The following is a 17,017-nucleotide window of genomic DNA, read 5'->3' as shown; positions in this document are numbered from 1 at the left end:
CGTGATGAGATGAGGAGGAGAGATGAAACGACACATCGTGGTGGGAGTTCTCGTGGTGCTCCTCGTGGCCCTCATCGGGGTGAACATCGCGCGGATGCGGCGTGGAGGAGGCCTCCCCGAGGTCGAGGCAGTGCGCGTACGGCTGGAAGCGGTGGTGGACGAGGTGGCCGCCCGGGGGGAGATCCGGGCGAAGGAGGAGATGCAGGTGGTGGCCCAGGCGTCGGGTGTGGTGAAGGACGTGTTGGTGGAGGAGGGCGAGAGGGTGCGTAAGGGGGAGATCCTGGTGCGGCTCGATACCTCGGAGGTGGAGGGCGCCCTCCTCCAGGCCGAGGCCCAGAGGGCTGCGGCCGAGCTGGCGGTGCGGCGCGAGGTGGTGAACCTGAGGATCGCCTATCGCGATGCCTCGACCGCGCTCGAGGAGGCACGGAAGAACCTCGAGCGGGTGAGGGAACTGCACGGGATAGGATCCGCGAGTGACGAGGAGCTCCGCCAGGCCGAGGACCAGGTGGCGCGAGCGGGGGAGCAGCTCGCCGCGGCGAGGCAGCAGCTCAACCTCAGGGAGGGGCGTGAGCCCGATGCCCCTGTCCCGGAGGTGCTCCCGCCGGTGGACCTGGTGGTGGCCTCCTCGCCTGAGGTGCGGCAGGCCGAAGCTCAGCTGGCGGCGGCGAGGGAGCAGGTGGAGCGGTACGTGGTGCGGGCCGGGATCACGGGCGTGGTCTCACGGGTGCTCGTGAAGCGGGGGGCGGTGGTGGCGGCCGGCACGCCGGTGGCGCAGCTGCACGACGATTCCCAGCTCGAGGTGGTGGCCCAGGTGGACGAGGTGGACCTCCCCAAGGTGCGGGAGGGGGCGCGGGTGAGGGTAGAGGCCGACGTGGCCCCCGACAGGGAGCTCGAAGGCGAGGTGGTGTGGATCTCGCCCGTGTTGGAGCAGACTGGCGAAGGGCGGATGGCGCGGGTGCGGATCCGTCTGGATGAGCGGGAGGGTGTGTGGATAGGGGCGAGCTGCTCGGTCTTCATAGAAGGAGACCGCCGGACTTCACCCGTCGTCCCGCTCGACGCCTACTGGATCGAGAAGGACGCGGCCTACGTCTGGCGGGTGGAGGAGGACGAAGAAGGGTTCGTGGTGAGGAGGACGGAGGTGAAGGTGGGGAGCCTCTTGCCGGGCAAGGTGGAGGTGCGTGAGGGGCTCTCGGAGGGCGACCTCGTGGTTCCGGGGAGACGCAGGGACCTCGAGGAGGGGATGCGCGTGAAGGTGAAGGTGAAGGACGGCGAAGAGGGAGAGGGATGATGGACGAGGTCATCCGCCTCGAGGGCGTCACCAAGACGTACACCATGGGCGAAGTGGAGGTGCAGGCCCTCAGGGGCATATGGCTCACCGTCCGGCGCAACGAGTTCGTGGCCATCATGGGGGCGAGCGGGTCGGGCAAGTCCACGCTCATGAACATCGTGGGTTGTCTCGACAGGCCTACCTCGGGGACCTACTACCTTGAAGGGGAGGATGTCTCCACCCTCACGGACGACCAGCTCGCCGACGTGAGGGGAAGGAAGGTGGGGTTCGTGTTCCAGACCTTCAACCTCCTTCCCCGGATGACGGCGCTCAAGAACGTGGAGCTCCCTCTGGTATACGCCGGCATCCCCGAGCGGGAGCGGCGCAGGCGGGCCGAGGAGGCCCTCGCCCGCGTGGATCTCGCTGACCGCATGCACCATCGCCCCAACGAGCTCTCGGGCGGCCAGCGTCAGCGGGTGGCCATTGCGCGGGCCCTCGTGGTGGAGCCGGCCATCATCCTCGCCGATGAGCCCACGGGGAACCTCGACTCGCGCACCGGGCTCTCCATCATGGCCCTCTTCCAGCAGCTCCACAGGGAGGGGGCCACCATCCTCATGGTCACCCACGAGATGGATATCGCGCTCCACGCCGAGCGCATCGTGTACCTCAGGGACGGCCTCATCCGGGGCGACGAGCGCGTCCAGCGGCGCAAGGTCGCTGAGGAGGAGCTCGCTCGCGTGGCGAACCTCGACGAAGAGGAGCTCTCCTCCGCCATCGAGAAGCATGGGGGGACCCATGGACCTCCGTGAGGCCCTGCTCCAGGCGGGCGATGTCATAAAGGAGAACAAGATCCGTTCGTTCTTCACCATGCTCGCCATCAACATAGGGGTGGCGGCCCTCATCGCGATCTCCATCGTGGGACTCGCCTTCCGCTCCTCCATAGGCGAGGTGGTGGGGAAGTACGGCACCACGCTCGTGTGGGCCCAGGTGAACTGGCGGGCCTATGTGGCGGGCGAGTCGAGGCGGTTCCTCGACGAGCGGGATGTTTTCTACTTCCGGAGCCTCCCGGGATTCCGCAGGGGGGAGCCGCTCATCGTCGGCGCCACCATGGAGGTGGCCTTCAGGGGAAGGCGGGAGGTCACCGGCGTGGTGGGTGTGAGCGAGCACCACTTCGACCTCTTCTCCATAGGGATCGCCGATGGGAGGGGCTTCACCCACGAGGAGGTGGAGACCGGGCAGCGGGTGTGCGTGATCGGCCCCGAGCTCGCCCTGCGTCTCTTCGAGGATGAGCCTGCGGTGGGGCAGCGCATCCAGGTGGGCGGCTCGCTCTACACAGTGGTGGGGGTGACCGTGGAGCGGAACCCCCAGACCGAGTTCCTCTCGGACGGGAGCGGCAATCTCTCGGTGTTCGTGCCCCATACCCTGCTCGAGGGGGTGGTCTGGCCCGGGATTCCGGGGCGGTACTGGGTCTACCTCCTCGACTTCGACACCCCCGAGGCGGCCGAGCGAGCGGCCCGCCTGGTGGACGAGCACTTGAGGATCCGTTACGGGTTCCTCCGGGACGAACCGCGGTTCCGCGTGGAGCGGCTCTCCACCTACGTGGAGATGGTGGACCGGATCCTCTCCATCGTCTCCCTCATCGTCACGGTGATCGCTGCCGTGTCCCTCCTCGTGGGGGGGCTGGGGATCATGAACATCATGCTCGTGGCCGTCACCGAACGTACGAGGGAGATCGGTGTCCGCATGGCCGTGGGTGCGAAGCGGAGGGACATCCTCCTCCAGTTCCTGGTGGAGGCCGTGGTCCTCTGTCTCCTGGGCGGCGGCACCGGCCTGCTCCTGGGGGTGCTCATCGCCCTTGCGGTGTGTGCGGCCCTCTCGTGGCAGTTCATGCTCTCTGCAGGCGTGGTGGTGCTCACCATCATGGGAGCCCTGGTCCTGGGGATGGCGTTCGGGCTCTATCCTGCCTATCTCGCCTCGCGGCTCATGCCCGTCGAGGCCCTCAGGTACGAGGTGTAACATGGGACGGCTCCTCCTGGTGGAAGCCCTGCAGTCGCTCTGGGCGCATCCTTCGCGGACGATCCTCATCCTCCTGGGGGTGGTGGTGGGGCTGTCGGCCGTGATCGTGGTGATGGCGGCGGGTGAAGGCGGAAAGGCCATCATCATGGAGGAATTCCAGGGGATGGGACCCGACACCCTCATCGTGCAGCCCAACTGGGCCGCCAGGTCGGAGGGGGGAAGCTTCCGGGTGGAGTTCCTCACCCCCGAGGATGTGGCCGATCTGGAGCGTTACGGCCGGTTCATACGCGACGTGACACCGGTGGTGCAGCTACGCACCGTCCTCGAGACGAGGTACGCGGAGAAGCAGCTCACGGTCACCGGCACCACCCTGAGCTTCATCAACTTCTGGGAGTTCAGCCTCGCCGAGGGGAGGCTCATCACCGAAGAGGAGGTGAGGACCAAGGAGAAGGTCGCCATCGTGGGCTCGCTCGTGGCCGAGGAGCTGTTTCCCGGAGGGAACGCGGTGGGAGAGTATGTGAGGATCGCGGGAGAGCCGGTGCGGGTGGTGGGGGTGCTCGCCCGCAAGGAAAAGACCTACGGCGTGAGCCTCTCGGATCCGGACGAGACCTTCAACAACTCGGTCATCCTCCCGGTGTACGCCTTCGAACGCATCTTCTCACGGCGGACACAGGACTACGAGGTGGTATTCTGCAAGGCGGTGAGCCTCGAGCGGGTGCTGGAGGCCAAGCGGGAGATCCTCGAGATCCTGGAGAAGCGGCACGGTCGGACCGCGGACGGGCTCCACAAGTTCATGGTGGTCGACATGAAGACGCAGATCCAGATGATCGACCAGGTGATCGGCACCATCACCACTGCGGTGGCGATCCTCGCGGGGATCGCCCTCCTCGTAGCGGCCATAGGGATCATGAACGTGATGCTCGTCTCGGTGAAGGAGCGCACCAGGGAGATAGGGATCCGAAAGGCCATCGGGGCCAAGCGGCGGCACGTGGTCGTCCAGTTCCTGCTCGAGTCCCTCCTCGTCTGCGGAGGCGGAGGCCTTTTGGGGATCGGCGTCTCCTACCTGGTCGCCTATCTCGTGGGAGAGTGGGCGGGCTGGCCTGTGCTCATCGACCTCAAGGTGGTCTTCTTCGCCTTTTTCCTCGCCCTCGCCACCGGGATGCTCTCCGGGGTCTACCCGGCCGGCAAGGCAGGCTCCCTCATGCCGCACGAGGCCCTGCGGTACGAGTGAAGCCCGTACCTACACGTGTCTGAGGGCCTCGTCGTAGTTGGGTTCTCGCGTAATTTCTGGAACGAGTTCTGTGTAGACCACGGTGTCGTGCTCGTTGAGGACCACCACGGCGCGGGCGAGGAGGCCTGCGAGCGGCCCGTCGGCGATCTCCACACCGTAGGCCTTGCCGAACTCCTTGTTGCGGAGCTGGGAGAGGGTGATCACGTTGTCGATCCCCTCGGCCTTGCAGAAGCGGTCCTGGGCGAAGGGAAGGTCGCAGCTTATCGTGAGGACCACCAGATCGGCCCGGCCTCGTACCTTTTCGTTGAAGCGCTTGGCCGAGGTGGCGCACACCCCGGTGTCGAGACTGGGGACGATGTTGAGGATCTTCTTCTTCCCCCGAAAGTCTGCGAGGGTGACGTCCGTGAGGTTGACGGTGGTGAGGAGGAAGTCCGGAGCCTTCTGCCCGGGAGCCGGGAGTTCCCCTACGGTGTGGATGGGTTCGCCTTTCAGTGTCACGGTGGCCATGTCGCCTCCTGTATCGTATGATCCTTAAAATATTACTAAATAAATAAGAAAAGGCAACACCCTCTCCGATGCTTCACTCGACAAGGCTCACGCTCTTCACCGAGGGGATGGCGCGGATTGCCTTGAGTACCCGGCGGACCTGTTCCTTGCGGTCGATCTCGAGGGTGAAATAGGCGTCCAGTTCGTCGAGGCGTTGTTCGGTGATCTTGCCCTCGATGAGGTGGCCCCCGAGCTTGCGGATGGCCCCTTCCACCTCAGAGAAGAGGTCGCCGGTGTGTCGGGAACGGACCCGCACGTGCCAGGTGGTGCGCGGCGAGACACTCTCCCACTCCACCTCTATCTGCCTCCTCGCGAAGTCCTCGATGTTCGAGAGGTTGGGGCAGTCCCGGCGGTGGATGATGATCCCCCTTCCCCTGGAGACGTAGCCTACGATGTCGTCACCCGTCACGGGGTGGCAGCAGCGGGCGAAGCGTACGAGGAGGTTGCGCTCGGTGCCTACCCGTATGCCGATCTTCTTCTCCTCCCTGAGTGCCTCTCCGGGGCGTGCGCGAGGCGGGGAGGGGGGCGGGGAGGGTTCGGACGGTTTCTTCACCACCACGTTCTTCTCGACGAGGTAGGTGGTGTCGTGGCGGTTGATCCAGGCCCTGATCTTGGACCTCGCCCGTGCGGTTTTCACGGCGCGCAACCAGCCGATGTGTGGATGCGCATGGGGTGAGGTGATGATCTCGACCACCTGGGTGTTCTGGAGTTCGGCGGTGATGGGGATGATGATGCCGTTCGCCTTGGCTCCCGCCAGGTGATCGCCTATGTCGGTGTGGATGTGGTAGGCGAAGTCGATGGGTGTGGCGCCCTTGGGGAGTTCTATCACGTCCCCTTTGGGGGTGAAGACGTAGATGGAGTCGCGGAGGATCTCCTGTTTTATCTCTTCGAGGAACTGACCGGAGGTGGCCTTGAGGGAACTCCACTCCCTGAGACGGTTGATGATGGAGAGCTCGCCCACGTCGACCCGGTGGGGGGTGATGCCCTCCTTGTAGAGCCAGTGGGCCGCGATACCGTACTCGGCGGTACGGTGCATCTGGTGGGTGCGGATCTGGACTTCCACCAGTGTGCCTCCGGGGACCATGACCGTGGTGTGGAGGCTCTGGTAGCGGTTGGCCTTGGGCATGGCGATGTAGTCCTTGAAGCGGCCCTCGAGGGGCTTGTAGAGGCGATGGACGATGCCGAGGAGGGTGTAACACTCGGTCTCGGTGTTGCAGAGGAGGCGGATGCCCAGTACATCGTAGATCTCTTCGAGCGGACGGGCCTTGCGTTTCATCTTCTGGTAGATGGAGTAGAGGTGTTTCCGCCTCATCTGGATCTCCACCGCGATCCCCTCCCGTTCAGCCGCCTTCTTCGTGTTCAGAGCGATCTCCTCGAGGAGAGCGGTGCGGGCTTCGATCCGTTCGTTCACGTAGTGCTCGATCTCTGCGTACACCTCGGGCTGGAGGTGCTTGAGGGCCAGGTCTTCCAGCTCGTCCTTGAGCGAGGACATGCCGAGGCGCTCGGCGAGGGGGGCATAGATCTCGAGGCATTCGGTGGCGATGGCTTTCTGCTTTGCGGGCGGGAGGTACTGCAGGGTGCGCATGTTGTGGAGCTTGTCGGCCAGCTTGATGAGGATGACGCGGATGTCTTTCGCCATGGCGAGGAGCATCTTGCGTATGCTCTCGGCGGCCTGGATCTTGCGGTTGCGCGCCCTGAGGGAGGAGATCTTGGTCACGCCCTCCACGAGGAGGGCCACTTCCTCTCCGAAGCGTGAGGCGATCTCGTCCCTGGTGGTGCCGGTATCCTCTATGGTGTCGTGCAGGAGGGCGGCGATGAGGGTGCCGGTGTCCATGCCGAGGTCGGCGAGGATGCGGGCCACCTCGAGGGGATGGCTGATGTAGGGCTCGCCGCTCGCCCGCAGCTGCCCTTCGTGGAGCTGGGCGGCCCACCTCGCGGCCTCCTGTACGCGGGCCTTCTCCTCGTCAGTGTAGCGGCCGAGCGAGGGGGTGAGCGTCCGGTCGATGAGAAGCGCAGGGCTCATAGGGGTTTCCGCGCGAGGGTCGCGCGCCTCCTTCCTGCAAGGTCGGGGAGGTGCCGGACGTGGGTGTATCCGGCCTCCCGGTAGAGCTCGGCCACGGCGTCGGCTTGGGCGTCGTGATGCTCACATATAAGATACCCACCGGGAACGAGATGATCCAGTGCCTGGGGGATGAGACGACGGATGTGGGAGAGCCCGTCGGGGCCCGAGGCGAGGGCGAGGGCCGGTTCGGGCCAGCCCGAGGCCTTCATGACGGCGACTTCCTCCTCGGTGAGGTAGGGGGGGTTGGCGGTGATGAGGTGGAAGCGGCCGGGGACGGAGGAGAGGAGGTCGGATCGGTGGTGGGGGGGGACGGTGCCGAGGAGGCGGGAGGCGTTCTCCCTGAAGACGTCGAGTGCTTCCTCGCTCACGTCGGAGGCCGAGGCGGTGAGGGGGCGGGGGGTGTGGGCGAGGATGGCGATGAGGATGCAGCCGGTGCCGGTGCAGGCGTCGTGGATGTGGGTGATGGCGGGGTCGCGGCGGATGAGGGTGAGGGCGGCGTCCACCAGGACCTCGGTGTCGGGGCGGGGGACGAGGACGCGGCGGTCCACGTGGAAGGTGAGTCCGTAGAACTCTTTGAGGCCCCGGATGTAGGAGACTGGTTCGCCTGCGAGGCGGCGGGCGAGGAGGGACTCGAAGGTGCGGCCGGTCTCGGGGGGTACGGGCTCGGGGTAGGAGGCGAGGAGGGCCTCCTTGGAGAGCCCGGAGGCCTGGGAGAGGATGAGGAGGGCATCCAAGAAGGGGGTGGGGATGCCGGCACGGGTGAGGGTGCGGGTGGCCTCGGTGAGGAGTTCACGGTAGGTGGACATACTAGGTCATGGTGCTGAGGGCTTCTTCCTGGACCGCGAGCCTGAGGGCGTCGATGATCTCGTCGAGATCGCCGTCCATCACGGCTTCGAGCTTGTAGAGGGTGAGGTTGATGCGATGATCGGTGACCCTGTTCTGGGGGAAGTTGTAGGTCCGGATCCGTTCCGAGCGGTCGCCGCTCCCTATCTGACTCCGCCTCATGGCGGCGCGTTCGGACTCCTGTCTCTGCTTCTCCATTTCGTAGAGTCGGGCCCTGAGGATCTTGAGGGCCTTGGCCTTGTTCTTGTGCTGCGACTTCTCGTCCTGACAGGTGACGACGAGCCCGGTGGGAAGATGGGTGATGCGGACCGCTGAGTCAGTGGTGTTCACGCTCTGCCCGCCCGGGCCCGAAGAGCGGAAGACGTCCACCCGGATGTCCTCGGGCCGTATCTCCACCTCTGTCTCCTCGGGCTCGGGGAGCACGGCCACCGTGACCGCCGAGGTGTGGATGCGGCCTCCCGACTCGGTCACTGGTATCCGCTGCACCCTGTGTCCACCGCTCTCGAACCTGAGGTGGCCGTAGACCTCTTTCCCACTTATGGCACACACGAGCTCCCTGAACCCGCCGAGCTCGGTCTCGCTCGCTTCCATGATCTCCATCTTCCAGCCTTTGCGCTCGGCGTAGCGTGCGTACATGCGGTAGAGATCGGCGGCGAAGAGGGCGGCTTCCTCGCCTCCCGTGCCGGCCCTGATCTCCAGGATGATGTTCTTGCCGTCGAGGGGATCGGGGGGGACGAGGAGGAGCTTGAGCCGCTGCTCGGTGTGGAGGATCTGGTCTTCGAGGGCCTTTATCTCCTCGCGGGCCATCTCCTTGAGTTCGTGATCGTCCTCTTCCTCGAGTACGGTCTTCGCCTCTTCGAGCCTCGCCTCGAGCCTGCGGTACTCCTCGGCCGTGCGGACCACCTGGGAGAGGTGGGCGTGTTCCTGGGCGAGCTCGCGGTACCGTTTCTGGTCGTTGAAAATCGAAGGGTCGGCGAGGGCCTCCTCGAGCTCCTTGAAGCGCGTGATAAGTTCCTCGATACGTCGTTCGGGTATCATGGGGTGCTCCGGATCACGATCTACCCTTGGTGCGCAGGAAGCCGAAGACGCTTCCGCACAGGCCGCCTATGAGGTGGGCGAACTCGCTCACGTTGTTCTGCTGGAAGGCTGCGCTTATCTCCCGGCCCAGGTAGATGATGACCACCAGGATGAAGGTGAGGGGGATCTCGTTGCCTCTCCTGTTGGCGAACGAGGAGAGGATGATCATCATGAAGACCACGCTGCTCGCGCCCAGGAGCCCTGTGGGAAACAGGAGGATGTTGGCGATCCCGGTCGCGAGGGCGGTGACGAGGATCATCCCGAGGAGCCTCCCGCTCCCGTACTTCTCCTCGAGCATGGGGCCGAGGAGCAGTATGAGCGCCACATTGCCCAGGAGGTGGGCCCATGAGGCGTGTCCCAGTACATGGGTGAAGAGGCGCAGCCAGTGCACGAGGGACGAGGGTTCGAAGGCGCTCCTTCCCGGCACCGAGAAGAGGCGAAGGGTGAGGTTGGTGCCGGCGTAGAGGTCGAGCATGAGGATGACCGTGGACAAGAGACCAAACGTGAGCACCACCGGGGCATTGTAGCGGATCTTCATGTGTATAAACGTATCACGGGAGGGCCAAAAAGAAAAGCCCGGCTCACACCGCCACGTCGAGGGTGATCTTGACGGGACAGTGGTCGGAACCCATCACGTCCTTGAGGATGACCGATTCCTTCACCTTGTCCTTGAACCTCTCGTCCACGCAGTGGTAGTCGATGCGCCACCCTATGTCCTTCTCCCTGGCCTTGAAGCGGTACGTCCACCACGTGTAGTGTCCGCCCTCCTTGGTGAACATGCGGAAGGTGTCCACATAGCCCGAGGAGAGGAAGTACGTCATCCACTCCCGTTCCTCGGGGAGATAGCCGGGGTTCTTCTCGTTGGCCTCGGGACGCGCGAGGTCGAGGGGGGTGTGGGCGATGTTGAAGTCGCCGCTTATGAGTACGTGCCGCCCCGCCGCCACGTAGGCATCGGCCCGCTCCTTCACCGCGTTGCAGTAGGCGAGCTTGTAGTCGAGACGGGCTCCCGCCTCCTGGCTGTTGGGGAAGTAGCAGTCGAAGAGCACGAAGCTCCTGAAGTCGGCGATGAGGGTACGCCCTTCCCGGTCGAACTCGTCCACGCCCAGCGGTTCCACGCTCGCAGGCTCGTGGAGGGTGAAGAGGGCCACCCCGCTGTAGCCGGGTTTGTCGGCCTCGGCCCAGTAGGTGTGATAGCCGTCGGGCCGGGCGAGCTCAGAGGGGAGCTGATCTTTCCGGGCCTTCGTCTCCTGGAGACAGAGGATCTCTGGACGCTCCTTCTCGATCCATTCGAGGAGGCCTTTCTTCGCCGCGGCGCGGATGCCGTTCACGTTCCATGAGTAGACCGATATCATGTCCTTATACTAGAGGAAAGGCCCGGGATGGGCAAGCGAAACCGGCTCAATTCTCGAGATCCCTCTTGAGTGCCTCGATCTCGTGGGCCACCTCTTCCCAGCGGCCTTGGAGGCGGATCTGCTCCTCCTCGAGGGTGGCGAGGCGTTCCTTGAGGGTGCGGGTTCGCTCCCCGTCGGTGTAGACCTCGGGTCGGGCCATCTCCCGGTGGATCCGGGCGAGATCTTCTTCGATGGCCTCCAGACGGAGGAGGAGCTCCTCCTCTTCCCGTTCGCACTGGCGGAGTCTCCGTTGGAGGGCCTTTCGCTCCGTCCGCCGTCTCTGGGCCTCGCTCTCGGTACGACTCGGCGGGGAGGGATGGGGGGTGTCCCTTCGGGAGGGAATGAGGGTCTCCTCCCACCAGCGGAGGAACTCGTCGTAGGGTCCCGGGAACTCCCGGAGGGTGCCCTCGTGGAGGTAGAGGACCCTGGTGGCGAGGGTGCGGTTGAAGTGCGCATCGTGAGAGACGAAGACGATGCCGCCTTCGAAGGAGGAGAGGGCATCGCAGAGGGCGTCCTTGGTGTGGAGATCGAGGTGGTTGGTGGGTTCGTCCAGGATGAGGAGGTTCGCGCCGGAGAAGAAGAGGCGCGCGAGGGCGAGGCGCGACCGCTCACCGCCGCTGAGGACCGCAAGGGGTTTGTCCACCTCCTCCCCCCGGAAGAGGAAGGCCCCCAACACGTCCCGTGCCTCCTGCTCCTTCCCCGCCGCAACCCGGAGGGCTTCCTCCAGCACGGTCTGCGGTCCCGAGAGGCGTTCCGCCACGTCCTGCGCGAAGTAGCCGGGGACCACGCCGGTGCCGTAGCGGAGGGTGCCGGTGTAGGCCAGATCCTCGCCCGCGAGGATGCGCAGGAGCGTGGTCTTCCCCGCACCGTTCGGCCCTGCGATCACTACCCGTTCCTCCCGGCTCACCTCCAGCCGCACCTCTCTCAGGACCTGGCGGGATCCGTAGGCCTTGCCGAGGCCTTCGGTCTGGACCAGCACCCTGCTCGAGGGCGGCGCAGAGGGGAAGCGGACGTGTACCGGGACCAGGTGAGGGGGAAGCGCCACCTCTTCCATCTTCTCGAGCCGGAGGATCCGGGCCTGGACCTGGGAGGCCCTGTTGGCGTTGGCCCTGAACCGGTCGATGAAGGCCTGGAGGCGTTCCCGTTCCTTCTGCTGTGCCTCGTAGGCCTTGATGAGCCGGGCGATCTCCTGTGTGCGCTGTGCCTCGTAGCGCGAGTAGGTACCCCGGTACCGCTTCACCCCGCCTGCGAAGATCTCCACCACCTCGTCGATGAGCGCGTCGAGGAAGTCGCGGTCGTGGGAGACGGTCACCACGGCTCCCTCCCAGCCCTTGAGGAAGGAACGGAGCCAGATCCGGGCCTCAAGATCGAGGTAGTTGGTGGGCTCGTCGAGGAGGAGGACGTGGGGCCGCTCGAGGAGGAGTCGGGCGAGGGCGATGCGCATCTGCCAGCCGCCCGAGAAGGTGCCGCAGGGCCTGGAGAAGTCGGCCTCGTCGAAGCCCAGCCCCTTGAGCACCCGGTGGATCTCTCCCTCCCGCTCGTAGTAACCTGAGAAGAGGATCGCCTCCTGGAGGGAGGCCATCTCCTCCGCGATCCTGAGGGCTTGCGGCCCATCGACCCGTGCCGCCTCCTCCCCCAGGGCGTGGACCCTCCTCTCCATCTCGCGGAAGCGATCAAAGGCCCGCTCCGCCTCCTCCCAGACCGTGCCGTCCGGGGTGGTGATGCCCCACTGGGGCAGGTACCCCACCCGGGCCCCGCCCGAGTAGACGACCCGACCCTCGTCGGGTTCGCGCAGGCCCGCCATGATCCTGAGGAGGGTGGACTTGCCGCTCCCGTTGGGACCCACCACCGCAGCCCGCACCCCTTCCTGTACCGTCCAGGAGAGATCCGTGAAGAGCACACGTTCTCCGACGCGTGCCCCCACGCCCTCGAGCACCACGCCCGGCATGACTACTCCATGTACGAGAAGTAGAGGACCACGGGGACCCTCGGCTCGCTCACGGCGACATTGCGCACCACCGAGGAGGCGGGGAGGTAGAAGAGCCTGATGCTTCCCGGCTCCTTCTTGTAGAGGAAGTAGACCTTCTCCTCCGAGGAGGTGTTGTCGAACCGGAAGACGAGCACCCCGTCGTACCTGGACTCGAGTTCCTCCCCCAGGAGCACCGAGAGTTCTATCGTCCCCGTGGGGGCCGCCGAGGCGGGTATGTACCTGCCCTTGAGGGTGCCGGGCCGCTCCCAGCGGAAGGTCTTGTCGGGATTGAGGGTGAGGATACCGTACGAGCTGCTCACCAGCCTCGAGCCGGGGGCGATGAGCTCCCGGTAGGCGCTCTCCCTCCGCGCCATCTCCTCGGAGATGAGCAGGTTCACATCGTCGGGGAAGAGGCAGAAGAGATCGGTGTAGGTCCTCGTGCCGTAGGGATACTGGACCGCGATCGTCTCCTGATCGCGGAAGAAGATGCGCACCGGGGCCCCTTCGGGGACGAACTCCGAGTCGGAGATGGGGAGGAACCGCTCGTACGAGAACCGCGTGCTCCTGCCGGGCACGGAGACGGTGATGGTGCGCGTCTCGGTATCGACGAAGAAGCCGTAGGCAGGGCTCACCCGGTAGAGGTCGATCCTCCCCCGCTCCTTCATCTCCTTGAAGTAGAGAGGGCGCCAGGGCCCCTTCTGGAGGAGGGTGAGCCTCTCGGCCCCCCCCGCCGGCGGGGACCGGTCCTGCCTCTCCCCCGTGCCCACCTTGAGGAGCGAGGCCTCACAGAAGCCCGTGATCCCGCCCGTTGTGTACACCTTGAACCACAGACGGCCGCTCTCTTCCTCCACCACGGGCGGGGCGAGGATCTTCACCCGCTCGCCCTCCGCGAGTTTGTAGACCACCTCCTGGTCGGTCCCCGGGCCTTTGCGCACCCGTGCGGCGTTCACCACGGCGGTGGCGAACGAGGTCCGGTACTCCCCCATCTCCTGCACGGCCTTCTCGGCCTCTTCTCGCGAGGGATGGAGGGCGAGCTGCCACCGCGGCACGTCGACGAGCTCCTCACCCATCATCACCGTGTAGGTGTCGTAGACCTGCGACTCCTTGAACACGGGGATGATCGTCCCGGTAGGGAGTTTCGTCTCATCGGGCGACCAGAGGACCACCGCGTAGCCTATGGTGCGGGATCCGCAGGAGGATACGAACCATGCCACGCTCAGCGCAAGGAAGAACAAAGCGGCTCGTCGCATCATGAAAAGGATTATGGGCCTGTTTCCCCGCAACGTCAACACGGGGTGGAGAGTGGAGAAAATGGAGATTTTGGAGGTTTTTGGTATTTTCTTTTTTACAAAAAATTTACACGAATCCACTTGACAAGACGATGTGAACAGCATAGCATGTCGCTATACCATAACCCTCACCATGGAGGTGTAAGATGAAGAAAGGATTGGTTCTGTTGTGTCTGATCCTCGTCGCGGGTTCGCTCGTAGCCCTCGACATCAGTGCAGGTGCCAGCTTCGTGGTCGGTCCTGCATGGCAGACCCTCTCTGCCTCGAATAGTTATTATGATGAGGAAATGAAAAGATCGTTCAATCTGCTCGGACTGGGCGGAAAAGTATTTGGCGATTTTACGTATGGACAGGTAGGGGTCGGGTATCTTGTTACCTCCTATAACGGCGGGAAGTATGAGTACACTGTGTCGGGTGTGTCTTTAGATATGGATCTGGATGATACCGATGCTGCGTGGCACTACATCACTCTGGAAGCGTTGGGTAAGTATCCCTTCGATCTTGGAGGCGTGGTTCTCGCTCCGGTGGGAGGTCTCGCATACGATATATGTATTAATTTCTATGATGATGACGGGGAAAAAGTCGATCCTGATACGATAACCAACAACGACGGCGATACGGTGGGCTACAGTTATTTCAACAATCTCCGCCTCCTCCTGGGTGGCGCTGTGGACGTGCCCTTCGATAAGCTCTATCTCAGAAGTCAGCTCCTCTTTAGCATGGTCCTCAGCCAGCCCTATATGTCCGACTGGGTGTCATATATGAAGGATGATGGAGGGGCCACTTCGGCTTCTTCCTCCCTCACTGCCCTTGAGTTCTCTGTAGGGATAGGATACAAGTTCTAACCATGTCCGGTACCCCAAAGGGCCGCTTCGGCGGCTCTTTTTCCTTTACGTGTGAGGCAAAAGACCGTGTAGGATGGTGAGACGATGAATCGTCGAGGTGTGTGGGTCTCCCTCTTGATCCTTCTCTCCAGCATGTCCCTCGGTTCCCTCTCCCTCGATGTGTCTGCTGCAGGTGGAACAGGAGGATGGGGTGGTTCCTGGGCAAAGACCGAGGTCTTGCGTGCCGAGAGCCTGGGGCAGGAGGCTGCTCCCGCCTTTTCCCCTGTGTGGTGTGGGGCCGTGGGCATGGAATGGCGGGTCCTCCCGAGGCTCTCCATGGGCGGACTTCTGGGGGTGGGGGTGTGGTCCGGTTCCCTCTTCCTGAGGGACGATGAGCTGCCCTCCTCGCTCTCCACGGTAGAGTCAGTCGCGGTGGAGGCGGGCCTCAGGACGGCCTACTACTTCTCGTCCCGGGGGGAGGGATGGTTCTTCGGAGGGGCCCTGGGGGCGGGCATCCTCCCCGGCTCCGTCGTGACCACCTCCCGATGGGAGGACGTGGAGGTGGCGGCCTCGCACGTGGTCGAGGGTTCTCGCCTCTTTCCCTGGGGAGGGGTGGAGACCGGTTGGAGGTTTTCGCTCCCCGGCCGGTGGTCGCTGGAGGCCTTCTTCGCAGGTCATCTCGCGCTCCTCTGGTGGGATGAGGGAGGCGGGATGAGTGTTGCCTGGCGGGCCCTGGGTGGCGCCCGCATCTCCGTGGCACTCGAATCGGGAGGTGGGTCATGAAGAAGGTGCTCTGGTCCTCGGCGGGGGTGCTCCTGGGGCTCACCCTCTCCTGCTCCTTCTTCTTCCCCGAGACCGAGCCGCTGGCTGAGCACGCAGGCATCGTGCGGCTCTCTTCGTCTGGGGAGTTCGACTACGCGGTGGAGCTCCAGGAACCGAAGGACGTCTACTTCGTCTTCTCCTCGTCCCCTTCCTACTCCGGCACGCAGGTGGTGAGTGTGGCTCCGCTCGCGGTGGATGGGGTTCGGCTCCCCCATCCCGGGGCGTTGCGGCTTCCTGTGGTGTTCCCCGAGCCGGCCTCCGGCGAGGCTCGCATCGCCAACGAGAATGCCCGCCTCGCCCAGCTCCTCCTCTCCCGGGGTACGAGGCGGACGCTCCCCCGTGCGGCCCTCACCCCTTCCGAGGTGCGGGCCGATACCGTGGGCGATGTGGGCCCCTTCTACGAGGTGGCGGACACGATCCGCTCGGTGAACGCCACCTGCCGCTTTGTAGGGACGGAGGATACACCACAGGGACCCCGCACCCTCTCCATCTGGGTGGCCGACGACCAGTGGGGCACCATCACCCCACAGATGGTGGACGAGCTCGCCGCACGTTTCCTCTCGTCGGGGTTCTATAACGACATCTACGACTGGCTCACGACCATACTGGGGCCTGAGTGGGGGGATCACCCTTACGTGGATCTCATTCCCTTCGACGGGAGTATCACCATCTTCCTCACCGACATAGGGGGTGACGGGAGTACCGAGGGAGGGATCGTGGGCTACTTCGCCGCGATCCACCAGTTCGACAACTCCTATCTCCAGTACTACGGCGAGGATCCTGTCTCGAACGAGCGGGTCATGTTCACCATCGACGCCCCGATGTACGCGAACGACGGCGGCGACGGGGTGTGGGATCCTTCCGACGAGTGGCCGAAGATCGTCTTCTCCACCCTGGTGCACGAGTTCCAGCACATGGTCAACTTCTACCAGAAGACCGTGCTCCGTGGGGGGATCTCAGAGGTGTGGCTCGACGAGATGTGCAGTCAGGTGGCGGAGGACCTCCTCGCGGACAAGGTGGGGGTGGAGGGGCCCCGGGGGGTCGATTCCCAGGTGGGAGGACCCGGCGATCCCGGCAACACCGAGGGTCGGATACCCTACTACAACCAGTACACCTCCCTGCCCCTCATGAAGACCGAGGGGTTCGACCTGCTCGACTATGCGACCACCTACGCCTTCGGAGCCTGGGGGGCGCGCAACTTCGGTGGGGCCTCCTTCCTCCGGCGGGTGGTCCAGAGCCCTTACGGGGGAAAAGACGCGGTGGAGAAGGCCGTACGAGAGGCGGGTGGCGTGTATACCTCCATGGAGGACCTGGTGGCCCAGTGGGCGGTGGCCGTGCTCACCTCCGACCGTACGGACATGCCGGAGGGGTACCGCTACAATACAGGTACGTGGTTCACCTCGACCATCGACGGTATCGTCTACCGTCTGGGATCCATCGACTTTTTCAGGTACTACCGGAGGACCGAGGACGGCGATGTGATCCAGGAGCCGGGGCCTGTGGTGTATGAGAGCAAAGACTCCCTGGGCGAGCTCTCCGCCGCCTCCAATGTCTTCTACGCGGCCGCGCGGTCCTTCAGGGGGAAGAAGACCTTCCACCTCACCGTGCCTGAAGGGGTGATCACCCACGTGCTCCTCCTCCCGCCCCGGTAGGCGGCGTACCTTGAAGGGGCCTCCTCTG

15 protein-coding genes are annotated in these 17,017 nt (G+C 64.5%); 7 read left to right on the top strand and 8 right to left on the bottom strand.

What is annotated here, in order from left to right; genetic code table 11:
- Nucleotides 1–22: 22 nt before the first annotated feature.
- From STHERM_RS09665 to STHERM_RS09650, 4 genes are read left to right on the top strand one after another with little or no spacing between them, the layout of a single operon-like run.
- Complete coding sequence (locus STHERM_RS09665) at nt 23–1,288, top strand: efflux RND transporter periplasmic adaptor subunit (RefSeq protein ID WP_013314709.1); 1,266 nt, start codon at nt 23–25, stop codon at nt 1,286–1,288.
- Nucleotides 1,285–2,076 (top strand): ABC transporter ATP-binding protein, encoded by a 792-nt coding sequence (locus STHERM_RS09660; RefSeq protein ID WP_013314708.1) that lies wholly within the window; start codon nt 1,285–1,287, stop codon nt 2,074–2,076. Before STHERM_RS09665 ends, STHERM_RS09660 begins: the two co-directional genes overlap by 4 nt.
- The gene (locus STHERM_RS09655) at nt 2,063–3,283 is read left to right on the top strand and encodes an ABC transporter permease (RefSeq protein ID WP_013314707.1); all 1,221 of its coding nucleotides are present in this window, start codon (nt 2,063–2,065) and stop codon (nt 3,281–3,283) included. Before STHERM_RS09660 ends, STHERM_RS09655 begins: the two co-directional genes overlap by 14 nt.
- 1 nt (nt 3,284) lies before the next feature.
- On the top strand, nt 3,285–4,514 hold the full coding sequence (locus STHERM_RS09650) for an ABC transporter permease (protein ID WP_013314706.1): 1,230 nt from the start codon (nt 3,285–3,287) through the stop codon (nt 4,512–4,514).
- A 9-nt stretch (nt 4,515–4,523) separates the two neighbouring features.
- Here STHERM_RS09650 and tpx read toward each other — a convergent pair whose 3' ends face one another.
- The 8 genes from tpx to STHERM_RS09610 all read right to left on the bottom strand — a co-directional run bounded on the left by tpx (nt 4,524) and on the right by STHERM_RS09610 (nt 13,655).
- On the bottom strand, nt 4,524–5,021 hold the full coding sequence (gene tpx / locus STHERM_RS09645; RefSeq protein WP_013314705.1) for a thiol peroxidase: 498 nt from the start codon (nt 5,019–5,021) through the stop codon (nt 4,524–4,526).
- 73 nt (nt 5,022–5,094) lie between these two features.
- The gene (locus tag STHERM_RS09640) at nt 5,095–7,083 is read right to left on the bottom strand and encodes a RelA/SpoT family protein (protein ID WP_013314704.1); all 1,989 of its coding nucleotides are present in this window, start codon (nt 7,081–7,083) and stop codon (nt 5,095–5,097) included.
- Nucleotides 7,080–7,928 (bottom strand): peptide chain release factor N(5)-glutamine methyltransferase, encoded by an 849-nt coding sequence (prmC, locus tag STHERM_RS09635; RefSeq protein ID WP_013314703.1) that lies wholly within the window; start codon nt 7,926–7,928, stop codon nt 7,080–7,082. Before prmC ends, STHERM_RS09640 begins: the two co-directional genes overlap by 4 nt.
- A gap of 1 nt (nt 7,929) precedes the next feature.
- Entirely contained in the window at nt 7,930–9,003 is a 1,074-nt protein-coding gene (gene prfA / locus STHERM_RS09630; protein WP_013314702.1) for a peptide chain release factor 1, read from the bottom strand.
- A gap of 13 nt (nt 9,004–9,016) precedes the next feature.
- On the bottom strand, nt 9,017–9,580 hold the full coding sequence (locus tag STHERM_RS09625) for a rhomboid family intramembrane serine protease (RefSeq protein ID WP_013314701.1): 564 nt from the start codon (nt 9,578–9,580) through the stop codon (nt 9,017–9,019).
- Between the two features lie 43 nt (nt 9,581–9,623).
- Nucleotides 9,624–10,394 carry an exodeoxyribonuclease III gene (locus tag STHERM_RS09620; protein ID WP_013314700.1) on the bottom strand — a complete coding sequence of 257 codons (771 nt, stop codon included), beginning with the start codon at nt 10,392–10,394 and terminating at the stop codon, nt 9,624–9,626.
- Nucleotides 10,395–10,440: 46 nt separating this feature from the next.
- A complete protein-coding gene (locus tag STHERM_RS09615; RefSeq protein WP_013314699.1) occupies nt 10,441–12,381 on the bottom strand; it encodes an ABC-F family ATP-binding cassette domain-containing protein in 1,941 nt (646 codons plus the stop codon).
- Between the two features lie 2 nt (nt 12,382–12,383).
- Nucleotides 12,384–13,655, bottom strand: coding sequence for an SH3 domain-containing protein (locus STHERM_RS09610; protein ID WP_237223269.1), 1,272 nt, complete (start codon nt 13,653–13,655; stop codon nt 12,384–12,386).
- 182 nt (nt 13,656–13,837) lie between these two features.
- On the opposite strand from STHERM_RS09610, the gene STHERM_RS09605 reads away from it, so the two are divergent.
- The 3 genes from STHERM_RS09605 to STHERM_RS09595 all read left to right on the top strand — a co-directional run bounded on the left by STHERM_RS09605 (nt 13,838) and on the right by STHERM_RS09595 (nt 16,989).
- Nucleotides 13,838–14,536, top strand: a complete 699-nt coding sequence (locus tag STHERM_RS09605) for a hypothetical protein (protein WP_013314697.1) — start codon at nt 13,838–13,840, stop codon at nt 14,534–14,536.
- Nucleotides 14,537–14,620: 84 nt separating this feature from the next.
- Entirely contained in the window at nt 14,621–15,298 is a 678-nt protein-coding gene (locus STHERM_RS09600; protein ID WP_013314696.1) for a hypothetical protein, read from the top strand.
- On the top strand, nt 15,295–16,989 hold the full coding sequence (locus STHERM_RS09595) for a M30 family zinc metallopeptidase (protein ID WP_013314695.1): 1,695 nt from the start codon (nt 15,295–15,297) through the stop codon (nt 16,987–16,989). Before STHERM_RS09600 ends, STHERM_RS09595 begins: the two co-directional genes overlap by 4 nt.
- Nucleotides 16,990–17,017: the final 28 nt, after the last annotated feature.

Origin of the sequence: Spirochaeta thermophila DSM 6192, assembly GCF_000147075.1 — a bacterium.
GTDB lineage: Bacteria > Spirochaetota > Spirochaetia > Winmispirales > Winmispiraceae > Winmispira > Winmispira thermophila_A.
This window is presented reverse-complemented; position numbering and strand designations above follow the sequence as displayed.